General features: G+C 59.1%; 12 protein-coding genes. 9 read left to right on the top strand and 3 right to left on the bottom strand.

Going from position 1 to position 13,975, the window contains the following annotated elements; all coding sequences use genetic code 11:
* The first annotated feature begins 181 nt into the window (after positions 1–181).
* The 5 genes from AACP59_RS07200 (at position 182) to AACP59_RS07180 (ending at position 7,219) form a co-directional block, all read left to right on the top strand.
* Entirely contained in the window at positions 182–1,195 is a 1,014-nt protein-coding gene (locus AACP59_RS07200; protein ID WP_339350525.1) for an aldo/keto reductase, read from the top strand.
* 365 nt (positions 1,196–1,560) lie between these two features.
* The gene (locus AACP59_RS07195; protein ID WP_339350524.1) at positions 1,561–2,889 is read left to right on the top strand and encodes an MFS transporter; all 1,329 of its coding nucleotides are present in this window, start codon (positions 1,561–1,563) and stop codon (positions 2,887–2,889) included.
* 105 nt (positions 2,890–2,994) lie between these two features.
* Positions 2,995–3,417, top strand: coding sequence for a (deoxy)nucleoside triphosphate pyrophosphohydrolase (locus AACP59_RS07190; protein WP_339350523.1), 423 nt, complete (start codon positions 2,995–2,997; stop codon positions 3,415–3,417).
* Positions 3,418–3,666: 249 nt separating this feature from the next.
* The gene (locus tag AACP59_RS07185; RefSeq protein ID WP_339350522.1) at positions 3,667–6,714 is read left to right on the top strand and encodes a DUF3427 domain-containing protein; all 3,048 of its coding nucleotides are present in this window, start codon (positions 3,667–3,669) and stop codon (positions 6,712–6,714) included.
* 118 nt (positions 6,715–6,832) lie between these two features.
* Positions 6,833–7,219, top strand: a complete 387-nt coding sequence (locus AACP59_RS07180; RefSeq protein ID WP_339350521.1) for a TIGR02328 family protein — start codon at positions 6,833–6,835, stop codon at positions 7,217–7,219.
* Between the two features lie 143 nt (positions 7,220–7,362).
* Here the strand turns inward: AACP59_RS07180 and AACP59_RS07175 are convergent, their stop codons facing one another.
* Entirely contained in the window at positions 7,363–8,574 is a 1,212-nt protein-coding gene (locus AACP59_RS07175; RefSeq protein ID WP_339350520.1) for an MFS transporter, read from the bottom strand.
* Between the two features lie 41 nt (positions 8,575–8,615).
* Here AACP59_RS07175 and AACP59_RS07170 point away from each other — a divergent pair, with 41 nt between their 5' ends.
* The 4 genes from AACP59_RS07170 (at position 8,616) to AACP59_RS07155 (ending at position 11,414) form a co-directional block, all read left to right on the top strand.
* The gene (locus AACP59_RS07170; protein ID WP_339350592.1) at positions 8,616–8,861 is read left to right on the top strand and encodes an SDR family NAD(P)-dependent oxidoreductase; all 246 of its coding nucleotides are present in this window, start codon (positions 8,616–8,618) and stop codon (positions 8,859–8,861) included.
* Between the two features lie 33 nt (positions 8,862–8,894).
* A complete protein-coding gene (locus AACP59_RS07165) occupies positions 8,895–9,032 on the top strand; it encodes a hypothetical protein (RefSeq protein WP_297317333.1) in 138 nt (45 codons plus the stop codon).
* 357 nt (positions 9,033–9,389) lie between these two features.
* Complete coding sequence (locus AACP59_RS07160; protein ID WP_339350519.1) at positions 9,390–10,724, top strand: polysaccharide deacetylase family protein; 1,335 nt, start codon at positions 9,390–9,392, stop codon at positions 10,722–10,724.
* Between the two features lie 273 nt (positions 10,725–10,997).
* On the top strand, positions 10,998–11,414 hold the full coding sequence (locus AACP59_RS07155; RefSeq protein WP_297317335.1) for a glycerophosphodiester phosphodiesterase: 417 nt from the start codon (positions 10,998–11,000) through the stop codon (positions 11,412–11,414).
* Positions 11,415–11,566: 152 nt separating this feature from the next.
* Here AACP59_RS07155 and AACP59_RS07150 read toward each other — a convergent pair whose 3' ends face one another.
* Both AACP59_RS07150 and AACP59_RS07145 read right to left on the bottom strand, forming a co-directional pair.
* Positions 11,567–12,337 (bottom strand): MIP/aquaporin family protein, encoded by a 771-nt coding sequence (locus AACP59_RS07150; RefSeq protein ID WP_297317336.1) that lies wholly within the window; start codon positions 12,335–12,337, stop codon positions 11,567–11,569.
* 9 nt (positions 12,338–12,346) lie between these two features.
* Complete coding sequence (locus tag AACP59_RS07145; RefSeq protein ID WP_297317337.1) at positions 12,347–13,966, bottom strand: glycoside hydrolase family 43 protein; 1,620 nt, start codon at positions 13,964–13,966, stop codon at positions 12,347–12,349.
* Positions 13,967–13,975 lie beyond the last annotated feature (9 nt).

Genomic DNA, 13,975 nt, shown 5'->3' with positions numbered 1-13,975 from the left:
ATGGGAATACCAAACCGGACAGATGCGGATATTCACCAATATCATGGATAATCCCCTTCCTGCATGAATGCACCTGTTGAATATCCGCGCGCACTGTCGTTTTCCATCTGTGGCTTTACTTCCAGCGGCTTGAACTCTTTAGAATGAGGGAAACCTGAACGAACCGAGGAAACGAGGAGCCATGACAATGCAATACACCAAACTGGGCGGGACCGACATCGACATATCACGGATCTGCGTGGGATGCATGAGTTTCGGCAAGGCCGGAACCATGCACGACTGGACACTGAATGCCGAGGACAGTGAGACCGTGGTCAGGCACGCGCTCGACCTGGGCATCAACTTCTTCGACACGGCAAACGGATACTCCAAGGGCACCAGCGAGGAGTACCTGGGCAGGGCCCTGGCCAGGACCACCAGACGGGACAGGGTCGTCATCGCCTCCAAGGTCTACTTCAATGCGGGCAGACTCTCCGACAGGGCCATCCACAGGGAGATCGAAGGAACCCTCAAACGGCTCGGCACCGATTACCTGGACCTCTACATCATCCACCGGTTCGATTACGAAACACCCATCGAAGAGACCCTGCAGGCCCTGGACGACCTGGTCAGGTCCGGAAAGGTACGCGCTTTGGGCGCATCGGCCATGTACGGATACCAGTTCCACAACATGCAGATAGCAGCCCGTGATAACGGATGGACCCGGTTCTCCGCCATGGAGAACCACTACAACCTGCTCTATCGCGAAGACGAGCGTGAACTCATACCCATATGCCGGCAGATGGGGGTATCGCTCATGCCATACAGCCCATTGGCGGCCGGTCATCTGACACGACCCACATGGACAACCGACACCCTACGCAGCGAGACCGATAATGTGTCTCGCGGCAAGTACGACCGTGCCGAGGAGAACGACATGGCCATAGTGCGGCGGGTGGCCAAGGTCGCGGACGACCATGGGGTTCCCATGTCACAGGTGGCCATCGCCTGGCAATGGGCCAAGGGCGTTGCCTCACCGATCATCGGCGCCACCAAGGCCGGTCACTTCGACGATGCGGCGGCGGCACTGGACCTTCGGCTCACACCCGAAGAAATCACCTACATGGAGGAACCGTATATGCCCCACACGATCGTGGGAGCCATAGATCACAATCCGCCGCAAGGTACGATACTGCTGGACACTGAAAAGAACTAGTCGGCACCATGGCAATCGCAGACAAACTCACCTTCCGATACCTCAGCAGGTCCCAAAACCACGGTGTTCCGGAGCCCATCTTATAGGAGGACTGCATGCGAATGGGGGGGGGGGGGGGGATGACTCGGCCGGAATCCACCATGCACACCATACCGATCAGGAACGTCGGGGACGCAGATTCATCGGGGATATCGGCGGAAGATACTGACACGGGCGAGAGATAAGGTAACGGGGTATCAGTGGAGTGGCAACCCCTCCTCCCTGCGACGCCTCCCGAAGAGGATCGACCTCCAGACGGGTCATGATGGCCACCATGACCGGGAAGTTTTCCAGTCGGACAGGACCACACGAAAGGCCCAGAAGCCATGTCAGCATCCGATCAATCCCCATGCACCAGGCCAGTCAGACCCAAGGGAAGCCCTTACCATTATCTGATCGTCATTTCGGGCATCATGTTCACCGGCATCACGGTCTCTCTGATCTGCAGTTGCGCAGGGATATTCTTCACCCCTGTCAGCCGCTACTTCCACGTGCCCAAGGCCGCCTTCACCGGATATTTCAGCCTCTTCAGCATCACCATGGTGGTCTTCCTGCCGATCGCCGGCCGGCTGATGAGCCGATTCGACATCCGGATCGTCCTGACCATCAGCACCCTCCTGGCCGGAATCGGGTGCCTGTGCATGTCGTTCTGCAACCGGATGTGGCAGTTCTACATCTGCGGGGTGATCATGGGAATGGGGATGCCCTCCATCATCTACCTGGCCGTGCCCACCCTGATCAACGCCTGGTTCACGAAGAGGGTCGGCTTCTGCATCGGTCTCTGCATGGCCTTCACCGGCATCGGCGGGGCCATCTTCAACCAGCTGGGGAATTCAATCATCAGCTCGGCACCGGACGGGTGGCGGCGCGGATACCTGGTCTTCGGCCTGATCATCCTGGTGGCGACGCTCCCCTTCACCATCTTCGTTGTCAGGACCAGCCCGGCTGATATGGGACTGAAACCATATGGGGCCGAGGAGGTCGAAGAGGAAGCAGGAGCCGAAAACAAAGATTCTGCTGAATGCAAGACCCAGGAACCGGAAGCCCAGCCGCCGGGTCGGGGAATGACCGCGGCCCAGGCCATGCGCTCACCGGCCTTCTGGTCAATGGCCGTATTCTGCGGACTGATCACGATGAACCAGACCATTTACCAGTTCCTCCCCTCCTACGCGACATCCATCCCCTCCATGGCGACCTACGCCGGTCTGATCGCCTCCTCCTGCATGGTGGGCCAGGCCGTCGGGAAGATCCTCCTGGGCATTATCAACGACAGGAACATCGTCTGGGGCCTGGGAATAGGCATCGGGGGTGGCCTTCTGGGCGTCTTCCTGATGTGGTCCTTCCCCTCCATGACCATCCTCCTCCTGCTGGGCGCCTTCGGATTCGGGTTCGTATACGCCTGCCCCACGGTACAGACCCCCCTCCTGGTCCGGTCGATCTTCGGCACCAGGAACTACACCGACATCTGCTCACGGATCCAGATGGCCGGCTCCTTCGCCTCAGCCTTCGCCGCCCTGCTCTGGGGCATGATCGTCGACCTCCCCCACGGTTACACGATCCTCTTCGGCCTGAGCGCCATGATCATGATTGTCGCCCTGGCCCTGGGCGCATGGCCCCTGGCCTGGGCCAACAAGCACCCCACACGCTTTGAGTGAGGCAATGGTCCCGTATAGGCCTCCTGTTGATCCGGGTTGAGATCAGGAAGATGATCGGTTGTATCCTGGATCCGGTTCATCTACCGGGAAAGGCCGTAAATCCTCATGGTCGAAAAGGCTGAAGACAAGCATGGCTGCACGCGAGTGGTGGGTGCTGCCATCATGCGTCGTGGCAGAATCCTGTGCGCACAACGAGGACCAGGAAGATCTCTGGAAGGATATTGGGAATTCCCGGGAGGCAAGATCGAACGCGGTGAAACTCCACGTCAGGCTCTGGAACGAGAAATCAGCGAAGAACTGAGGTGCCGGGTCGAGGTCCATGAACGGGTATGCACATCCCGTTACTCCTACGGATTTGGCAGAATCGAGCTGAGCACATTCGTCTGCCACCTGATCGGAGGCGACCCACACCTGACAGAGCATGAGCAGATCCGCTGGACCGAACCCGAAGACCTGAACGGATTGGACTGGGCACCAGTAGACCGCCCGGCAGCAGCCATACTCGCTTCCAGAACTCAGGAAGGATGAGAAGCGTCCATGCCATCGAACGGTCATCAGGAACAAGCCGGCATCAAGCAAACCGAAACACCAATATCGGACACTACGCAGCCGGGTACCAATCTAACCTTGCAAGCCTCCCTGAACCCTGATTCAACCTCCCTCCTGGAGGACGTAGTGACAGGCTTGGTCGAACCAGGACTGCTCCAGACAAACACAAGCACAGACGGTCTAGGAACCTACGCCCCGCAGCTAATTGCCAACCGTCATGGGAACACCATGGATATGGCCCTCAGCCAGGAGCTGAGTCTGAGCGACAACTTTGACATCTCGGTGGCTTTCGTATCTGCTGAAGCCATACGCACCCTCCTCCAGGAGTTCAAGGACCGCTTTGATTCCAAGGGTGACGGCAACGGCAGAATCATCACTTCGACCAAGAACTACTTCAATGACCCGAAGGCCTTCTGGGATCTGCTCAGGCTCAAGGATATCGCCGGGGTGGACGTGCGGATATGGCGATCCGACGAAGTAGGCACCGAAGCACACCCTCACCCTGTCTGGGATCAACCCTTCCACCCCAAGGGGTACATCTTCACCAGGCGTATGAGTGATGGACAGACCTGCTACAACCTCTATGTAGGCAGCTCCAATCTGACCCAGCAGGCCCTGGGAACCCAACGCGAATGGAACCTGAAGGTCTCTTCACTGGCCAGCGGCGAATTGGTGCACCAGGTTAAAGAAGAAATCGATGCCCAGATACAAGAGTCCATTCCCCTGACCGACGATTGGATCAGAGCGTATGAAGAGGACTTCAAGAAGTATGCACCACCACGTCGGGAATTAATCGCGATTCGCGAAAACGAAACCGTTATTCCCAATGCCATGCAGAAAGAAGCTCTGAAAAACCTGCAGACTCTCCGCGAGCGCGGCGAACACCGCGCCATCATCATTTCAGCCACCGGTACGGGCAAGACCTATCTCTCGGCATTCGACGTTCAACAGGCCAGACCGCAGCGAATGCTCTATATCGCCCATCAGGAACAGATTCTGAACAATTCCATGAGATCGTTCCGGAAAATACTCGGATGTGACGAGACGGACCTGGGACTCTTTTCAGGGCACAGCAAGGAATTCGACAGGCGGTATGTATTCGCCACCGTGCAGACCATGAGTCGCACAGAAGTCCTTAAGGAGTTCAGGCCGGACACTTTCGACTACATCCTCATTGACGAGGTGCATCATGCAGGCGCCGGCAGTTATCAACGAATCATCGACCATTTCGACCAGGCTGATTTCATGCTTGGCATGACCGCCACCCCGGAGCGCACCGACGGAATCAACATCTTCCAACTCTTCGGCTATAACGTAGCCTACGAGATCAGATTGCAGCGAGCCCTGGATGAGGACATGCTGTGCCCCTTCCATTACTACGGTGTGAGTGAGTACCTTGGTTCTGATGAGGACGAGGAGGATTCACCGGTTTCGTCCACGAATTCATTCACCACTGAGCATGAACAACATGCCGGTATCATTCCCGCAGCCGGACTGACTGCAGACCAGGCCGGCCAGCTTGCCTATGAAATCGGTCAGCTGGCCACTCATGGGCGCGTGCGTTACATCATTGATATCCTGCAAAAATACAGTCCCTACCATCAACAGGTCACCGGGCTGGTCTTCTGCAGCAGGCAGGAAGAGGCCCAGAGGCTTTCCGAACTCTTCAACCAAGCGGTCAATCAACAAGCCGAGAACCGCAACTACCGCACCAAGGCCGTAACTGGTTCCACCCCGCACAAGGAACGTGAACAGGCCGTTGAGGATCTGCAAAAAGGCGAACTGGACTACATCTTTACCGTCGACCTCTTCAACGAGGGTATTGACATTCCGGCGATCAATCAGATCGTCATGCTCCGCAATACTGAGTCGAGCATCGTCTTCACCCAGCAGCTGGGACGAGGCCTACGCAAGTTTCCCCACAAGGACAGCGTCATTGTCATAGATTTCATTGGGAACTACACCAATAACTACCTGATCCCCGTTGCCTTGTATGGCAATACCGGCGACCGTGACCGGGCCCGCAAGAACCTGCAACGCCATACCATCGGACTATCTTCGATCAGCTTTGACCCCATCGCCAAGAAACGGGTGCTCAGATCTCTGGATATGACCGACTGGTCTGAGATGCGTAAACTGAGCGAGCAGTATAGACAGCTTCGTTTCGAGCTCGGTCGCATCCCCATGCTGATGGATGTCTACGACCATGACCCCTCCCTCCCCCTGACCCTGGCTTCCAGGAAAGGCGACTATCTGACCTTCGTCCATTCGCGTGAGCAGAGTCTGTCCAGGGGCACTCATGAATCGTTCCTGGATCAGATGGAGCCTGTTGATAGAACCGAGACTCAGATCATGAAGATGGCAACCGTGCTTCTTCTGCCCGGGTTACGCCCCCATGAGCTGGTGATACTGGACCGACTTTGCGGATTCGAGACCGAAACCCTGAATAAGGACAACCCAAGCACTTGGGAACCTGCCAAACCGGCCACCAGGGGTGAGCTGGCCGACCTGATTGCCCAACGCTTCCCTCATACCAACCTGGATCGGAACCAACTGGATTCTGCTGTGCGGGTCCTGGACTGCTCCTACTTCACCGCAACCAACCGCACCCGTTTCGGCAACACACCCCTGGTCACCACTTCAGACGATGGAGGGGTCGGTCTGAACGAACCGTTCAGGAGAATGCTCAGTGCCAACCGGACTTTCAGGGTCTTTTTTGCCGACACCCTACGCACCGGTCTGCTCAATTGCCGAGACATTTTTGCCAACCTTGACAAGTCCGGGAGAGAACCCGAACGAGGCTTCGTTTATGAACAGAAGTACACCCTGGCTGATGTGGAACGTCTCCTTGGGTGGGAAAAAGAGATAAACGGGCAGAACGTAGGCGGTTATTTTCTGGACGAGACAACCGGCACCATGCCGATCTTCATCAAGTACGCCAGCAGCCAGTATAACGATCGTTTCCTGAACAACCAGGAGATTCACTGGTACAGCAAGAACCGCCACACACCCAAATCGCGGGAGTTCGTCTGGATGCAGCAAGGCTCGGACTCCCAGGACTGGGAGAACACCCACTTTATACCGGTCTTCATCATGCGCCGGCAGGAATCCAATGAGGGCCGGTATTACTACATCGGTCACCTCCGCGGAACGGGAAGTCCACAACTCACCCGGAAACCAGACACGAACGGTGAGGTGATGACGCCCGTCACCATAATGGACCTGTACCTGAAGAGGCCATTGGATACCGAACTCTACAACCACTTGATCAGCTAGACGGGAATTCGGACTGACCCTGCCCACTTCGAGTGGGGCAATCGCCGGACTGAAGCCGATGGGCGGCTATGCTGGGGGAAACTGCGAGGGTTTGAGTATCCAAGGATCGGGGGCAGATGTGCGACTGTGGCATCAGAGCCTGATCGAGTTGCTGCCAAGACAGCAACTCCTGGGGCAGCATCGGGAAATCACGGCCCTGAGGGGGCTTGGGTGGGGACGTAAGCATGCCACTGTGGATTATGTCTTCAGGCATTCACCATACAAGCTCTTCCAGTTTCACATCCTGGTCATGGATGAGATGAGCTCCAGAGGATACCACCCCGACCCTGATTGGCGCGACCCCCTCTATCGGGGGCAGCGCTGCAAATCATACGACCAGCTGAAGGCCGTACGACTCACCTCGCCGATATACCCGGAGCACACCACGGCATATCTGGAGGAGTGCCTGGAAAACCTCCGGAATAAGGGCATCATCATCCACTTATCAGACCCTGACGTGCAGTAGCAGTAATGCATGCCACCCAACATGATGGTCGGTACGCTTAGGGGACGAGACCAGACAGGACGTACCATTCAGAATCAACCAGGCCGCCGTCAACCTCTTCACCGTCGCAATCGCACCACTGCGCTGATGACAGTCGGTCCTGGTCAGTCCTGCCTGTTGACAGGCCTGACCAGGAGGGTGACCAGGACCAGGATCAGGGCCAGGGGCAGGAGGGCCGGGCGAACGCCGGTGTGGTCGGCCAGGAATCCGATGGCTGGCGGGATGATCCAGGAAACCCCGTAATAGGCGGTCGAGATGACCGAGGCCCGCTGGGCCGCCATGGAGGGATCGCGCGTGGCCAGAGTGTTGACGATGGGCACACCCAGAGCGGCGCCGATTCCCCAGATGCCGGTCCCGATCAGGGAGACCAGGAGGACGGGCGAAAGGGAGTAGACCAGGATGCCGAGGGCCGAAACGAGAAGGGTCAGATACAGGCTGGCCATGTTGCCCAGTCGCTCGATGACCCAGGGACCCAGCATCCTGGAGACGATCATCGCCGCCGCAAAGACCGTGGGCGCCAGATTGGCCATGGACTCCGGGGCCTTGAAGGAATCGACCAGACCGATGCTGCTCCAGTCATTGACGGCCCCCTCGCTGGCCTCCAGGGCAACGTTGATCAGGGCCAGCATCAGCACCAGGGAATCGCCCCAGGCCGCCACCTGCTTGCGCATGGGGCTGCGGGTGTCGCCTGCCCCATCCCTACCAGTGTCCCCGGCAGGTCCCGTATCATCACCCTGGGGGTCGGAGGGGCAGATCAGGAGGCAGCAGATTATCAGGACCAGGGTCACCGCAGCGTTGACCGAGAGATGGACCACCACCGGTATACCCAGATGGGAAATCAAGGAACCCAGACCCAGGGCCAGGAACATACCCAGACTGTAGGAGGCGTGGAACCTGGACATAATCGAATGCTCAGCATTGCGTTCCACCGCCCCGGCTTCAACGGTATTGACCGTTCCCCAGAGACTGATTCCGGCCGAATTGAAGAGAAGCCCCAGGACCACCCCGGGCAGGGAAAGCCTCCAGATGGCCGCCGAAGCGATCATCATACCCAGACACCAGGTCGAGGCAGCCAGGAGCATGGACCGGCGCACACCCAGCCGGTTGGTCAGGACCCCGGAAACCACCATCCCCACCAGGGCACCGCACCCGCCCAGGATGGTCATCAGGGCCAGGGAGGAGGGTTGCAGCCCCAGCATCTCCTTGACTGAAGGCAGGCGGGAGAACCAGGCCGAGGTGCCCGTCCCCATGAAGACGAAAAACCCGAAGGTGGCCAGACGCTCCCGGAACCGACCTTGCCAGACATTGACGCCCATGGGTTCCCGCCTCTCCTCTTCCTGGGTACAGCTCGCCTTCCATCCTCACACCTCTTGGGGACCATGGCACCTTCCTGGGAACCAAGCACGGGCTGCGGGTGATGAAAGGTCGTGGCGGCTCCATCATCAACATCTCATCCACCGAGGGATTCGTTGGCCTGAGCCGGGCCGGTGCCCATAACGGCAGCAAGGGCGGCACCAGGCTCCTGACCAAGTCGGCTGCTCCGGATTCGGCCAGCACCGGCTATGATGCCAGGATCAACTCGGTCCACCCCGGCTTCATCTAGACCCCTGATCAGTCGGGAGCCAAAGAGGACCGGATGAGCAAGTTCTCCCCCTCGGGCCACATCGGCGAACCCTACGATGTCGAGGAGATCTGCGTCTACCCGGTCCCGGACGAATCCAAGTTCGCCATGGGCTCCGAATTCGTGGTCGATGGCGGCTTCATCGCCCAGTGACCCGCTCTCCCGGAAAGCGGATGGGTTCCCGAACACGACCATCCGGGAACCCATTCGGAGATATCACCGGACCGGACACACGGCGGCATCGTCATCCATGAATGCAAGCCCGGGCCGGTAAGGAACCCGGCAAAGGAAACCACATCCTGGAAAAGGTTCAGGCCGGCCATAAGAATCCGCAACAGGCAGGGCAACCAAACCACCATTGCTTCATAGACATTTGCTATTATCTCTAATGGAGAGGCTGTCACATCCAGGAAAACCGTCAAAGTGAGACGGTCACCCAGATTGTCATGGCACTGCACGACCCCGGCAACTGCTTCATCCGGTGCGGACGATTGAGTCATAAGGGTAAGCATGGTAGAAGACACAGGTATCACAGGCACCCGCGGCCACAAGCATCGACGGGGCGGGAACATCACCCTGGCGGTGGTCCTGCTTGTCCTCCTGGCCCTTGCCGTCGGACTGGCGGCCTACAGACCCTCATACCGCTATTACAGGTCGGGCATATCCAGGTGCATGGAGTGGGGAAACGCCTGGAAGATCAGCGACGACCACCTGAACAAGCTCCTGGACTCGATGGAGGCGGTGTCGGGAGGAAACCAGCCTTCGGCCTCCGTCCGAAAGGTCCTGACCCGAATACGACGGCAAGAAGGCAGCGACAGGAAACAGGCCCTCGAAACGGGCATTTACGGCACCAGGGGATGTTCGGCCCGGCAGCTGTCCAAGAGCCGACACAGAACGGCAGACATGATGCGTCGGCTGACAGCCAGATCCGAGCAGGCCATCGCCGAGCTGCACAACATGGATACCCACCTGCCACCCCAGGCGGATGACCTGGCCCTGCTCAAGGCGATCATGCCCGGTCTGGCTGAATTCGCCGAGGATTCCAAGACCCAGGTTGGCGAGAACGCCCCCGTCAGATTGACACTGGTCGACGATTTGCACCAGGTCGGAGAGCACCCGGATCCGGGCAGTGTCCCGGCCCTGGTGGAGACCCTGTACCGGGATGCGGACCGGCTCGTCCAGGCCCGGAACGAGCGTCAAGGCATCGACTGCGCACACCAGTCCTGCCTGGCCCTGACCTTTGACGATGGCCCCGACCAGAAACTCACGAACCAGGCTTTGGATGTCTTGGCCAAGAGCCGATCCATCGCCACCTTCTTCCCGGTCGGTCAAAAGGTGGGTCCCCAGACCGCCCCGATACTGGAAAGGATGACCAGGGAGGGCTATCCGGTAGGCAACCACACCTGGAGCCACCAGGACCTCCCCGACTCCATGGCCAAACATCAGGAGGAACAGGAATTCATCCGGTCCGGCCAGGTCATCCGCACTGCCTCCAAGCGAACGGCCGTTATGGTCAGGCCCCCTCATGGGAGGGTGGACGAAGCCAGCAGGACATACATCCGCAATCATCTTGGGGCGGCCATCGCCATGTATGACGTGGACTCATACGACTGGGCCGAAGGTGCCACTCCGGATTCGGTCCACAGGAAGATCAAGGCCGAGCTCCAGCCCGGTTCCATCATCCTCATGCACGACATCCAGCCCCACACCCTGGAGGCACTGCCCGGCCTATTGGACGATCTGCACAATGAGGGATACCGCCCGGTCACCATACCCGAACTGACCGGCGAGTACCCTCGGGCCGGAACCGTCTACTACTCCCGGACCAACATTCTGAGACCCTGAGACCCGGAAGTCCGGGTGCTCTCCAGGCACAGAAACTGCGACCGTCTTTGACCTCGACCACCAGTAATCCCAAACAGGAGACGGGTTCCGCCATGCGACAATTCCTCGGTCACCATCCCCATTCCCGCCCTGAAATTTGGTATCGTTAGAGATGGAAGCGTTGTTGCATCCAGGAGGGCCGTCGAGGATTGATGGTCAGCCACTTGTCATGGCACTGCACGGTCATGACATCCGCTTGACCCCGTGCAGGCGGTCCAATCAGAAAGGTCAGTCATGGCAGAAGATACACTCATCGTCGTCGATACGTCCATGTTCGCAAAGGATGCCGCGGCAAAGACGGCCAAGGCCAATGAGGTGGCGAGGAAGTACGGAATCAGTGACGAGGCCCTGAAGAAGGTCGAGGACTACAAGGGCCAGCTGGCCTACCACCAGGCCTGGGACCTGCCCTTCCTGGGATACGTGGACGAGGACGGCTACGGATATGCCTATGTGCCTGACAAGGCCGTGGCGGCCGACGGTTGGGATGCCCACAAGGCCTTCCTGGACCTGCCTGACGACGTGCAGACGGCCTTCGCCATCCGCATGCTCTTCACCCACCGTGACCTTGACCGCCACGGAGCCGAAATGTTCCTCCACCACGGGCGCGGTCTCAATGTGCGCTTCGAGGGTCCCACCTCGGCCAGCTACTGATCGGTTGCGGCCCGATCCCCAAAGCCCCGGAGGCCATCGCCCTCCGGGGCTTTCCATGTGTCCATGCCGGACTACATCGAAGCTTGTCACATCCGCGGCAAGGCGGCATCCAGGGCAATCCCGATCCAACCAGACCAGACCGGGCCTGGTGGTCAGAATACGAGACTGAAAAGGTTGGGCAGAACCACACCGATCACTGCCCCGATGCAGGGACCCACGAAGGGAACCCAGGCGTAACCCCAATCCGCATCATCCTTGTCGGCCATGGGCAGAACCGCATAGGCCACCCGGGCCGAGAAGTCACGCGCCGGATTCAGGGCTGCCCCGGAAACGCCACCAAGGGCCATGACCAGGACCGTGATGACCAGGGCAACGCCCAGGGGACCGACCTGGGTGGGCGTCCCCCCGTTCACGAAGACCCAGGTGACCAGGATGGCCGTGCCGACGATCTCCGAGACCACATTCCAGAAATTCGACCGAATACCCGGTTTGGTGCAGAATATGGTGAGCTTCACATCAGGGTCGGTATGCAGGTCGAAATGCCTGCGGGTACCCAGGTATCCGATGCAGCACCCCACAAAGGCGCCCAGAAACTGGGCGAGGATGAAGATGCCGACGTTGGCGGCGGTCACCGGTATGCCCCCCTTCCCCATGGGCAGTCCGTTCAGGGTGGCCTTGGGGTCGATCCAGTGGCTGACGACCCTGGCCAGGGTGACCGAGGGGTTGAGATGTCCACCGGTGCGCCAGCCCACATAAACACCTACATAGACGGCCAGACCCCAGCCCAGGGCGGCATTGATCCAGTCGGACCTGTAGGCGGCGTTTCGCGGAAGGGACCTGCTGGCCGAAACCATGACGGCAATGGCCATCATCGCGGCCGTTCCCAGAAACTCCGACCCGAACATCTCAATGCCGCTTATCATGCCTGGACCTCATTGCTCCTTGTAGTCAAACGCACGGAATGTGGCCATTTCTCCGTAACCCGAATAGTCGACTGCGGCCATTCCCACGAAGGCGCCGGTAAAGTACCCGTCAAGCTCCTGCAGGACGTAATCGTCCGACAGGATCGCCGCATCAAGGGTAACCGGAACGGGGTACCACTGCCTGCCATCGAAGGAATACCGATAGGAGTACGTGGCTCTACGAACCTGGGTCCTCAGCCAGACATCGGCCCCCTCAGGAACCGGTATGGCCTTCTCCTTCAGGTAGGACGTGTACCTGTTCCTGTCGGACTGGGCCACCTCGATGACCCGCGTCTTCCGCTCCTCGTCCCAGGTGACGAAGATCCAGCTGAAGTTGGCGTCACTGTAGTAGTTGGTCAACCCCGCCATGGCCTGGTAGGTGTGCGGATCGAAACTCAACCGCACCTGGGCATCGAACTCGAACGCCTGCCAACGCCTGGCCACCAGGGAGAGGTCGAAGAGGTTGTGCAGGGACCCCTGACCCCTGAGCTGCAAGGAACCGCCGCCCACGGAACCCATCTTCCGGTCGAAGGGCACACGCAGGGTGTTCCAGTCCGGCCCCAGCTTGTTCGATTGGAAGTCGTCATGCTGATGGTGTTCGGTGGTGCCATCCGACTCCATGGCATCCGAAGGGGCCTCCACAAAGCGTTTCCCTCCATGACCGCCTTCAATATGGGGCCACCCGTCTTGATCCCAGTCCACCTTCTGGATGGATGTCTCACGTCCGAGCGTGCACCATCCCCGTGGGTCATTGACCGATTCCTCGGGTCGGTGCCAGGGGCGACCACAGAGGGAGGCGTAGTACCACTCCCCCGAGGGCGTATCTACCAGGGAACCATGCCCCTGCTTCTGCAGGTACGACCGGGGCGTATCGAAGTTGCCCAGGAAGGGTTCATCACCCGGCATGGTCAGGAAGGATTCGGCATCCAGGGTCCGCGAGCGCGATACGGTCTCCTGGTGGGCATAGGTGGTCCCACCCTCGGCGGCGAAGAGATAGTACCACCCATTGATCTTGTATATGTGGGGCCCCTCCGACAGCTTGGCATCCGTCCCCCTCCAAATGGTCCTGGCGGTCTCTGGCAGGAGATGCATGGTGTCGGTGTCGAACTCGGTCAGGCTTATGCCATCAAAGTGATGGTGGTATTCACGGTGGTCCCAGGTCTGCTGGACCAGGTACTTCCTCCCGTCGTCATCATGGAAGAGGGATGCATCGAACCCCACGTAGTTGAGCGGGATCGGATCGGTCCAGGGGCCGTCGATTCGTTCGGCGCTGGTCAGGTAGTTGGTACCGTCCTTGAAGGTGCCGGTGACCATCTTGACATCGGAGAAGACCAGCCAGAACCGCCCATCCGCATACGACAGGTCGGGAGCCCAGACACCTCCGGATGACGGGTCGCCGCGCATGTCGATCATCCTCTTGGAGTCCAGGACGCTGGTCACATACTGCCAATGGACCATATCCCGCGAGGAATGGATGCGCACCCCGGGGAACCACTCGAAGGTGGATGTGGCGATGTAGTAGGTGTCTCCCACGCGAATCATCGATGGATCGGGATGGAAGCCCCTCAGTACAGGATTGTCAATGATCATCGGTATCCC

Origin of the sequence: Bifidobacterium indicum (genome assembly GCF_036987015.1) — a bacterium.
Lineage (GTDB): Bacteria > Actinomycetota > Actinomycetes > Actinomycetales > Bifidobacteriaceae > Bombiscardovia > Bombiscardovia indica.
Note: the sequence above shows the minus strand (reverse complement) of the source record. Positions and strands in the feature narration are given on the sequence as shown.

Excerpts from the sequence above, each read along its gene's own strand:
- AACP59_RS07200 (WP_339350525.1), top strand. The coding sequence starts at position 182 with ATGACAATGCAATACACCAAACTGGGCGGGACCGACATCGACATATCA.
- AACP59_RS07195 (WP_339350524.1), top strand. The coding sequence starts at position 1,561 with ATGTCAGCATCCGATCAATCCCCATGCACCAGGCCAGTCAGACCCAAG.
- AACP59_RS07190 (WP_339350523.1), top strand. The coding sequence starts at position 2,995 with ATGGTCGAAAAGGCTGAAGACAAGCATGGCTGCACGCGAGTGGTGGGT.
- AACP59_RS07185 (WP_339350522.1), top strand. The coding sequence starts at position 3,667 with ATGGATATGGCCCTCAGCCAGGAGCTGAGTCTGAGCGACAACTTTGAC.
- AACP59_RS07175 (WP_339350520.1), bottom strand. The coding sequence starts at position 8,574 with ATGGGCGTCAATGTCTGGCAAGGTCGGTTCCGGGAGCGTCTGGCCACC.
- AACP59_RS07165 (WP_297317333.1), top strand. The coding sequence starts at position 8,895 with ATGAGCAAGTTCTCCCCCTCGGGCCACATCGGCGAACCCTACGATGTC.
- AACP59_RS07160 (WP_339350519.1), top strand. The coding sequence starts at position 9,390 with ATGGTAGAAGACACAGGTATCACAGGCACCCGCGGCCACAAGCATCGA.
- AACP59_RS07155 (WP_297317335.1), top strand. The coding sequence starts at position 10,998 with ATGGCAGAAGATACACTCATCGTCGTCGATACGTCCATGTTCGCAAAG.
- AACP59_RS07150 (WP_297317336.1), bottom strand. The coding sequence starts at position 12,337 with ATGATAAGCGGCATTGAGATGTTCGGGTCGGAGTTTCTGGGAACGGCC.
- AACP59_RS07145 (WP_297317337.1), bottom strand. The coding sequence starts at position 13,966 with ATGATCATTGACAATCCTGTACTGAGGGGCTTCCATCCCGATCCATCG.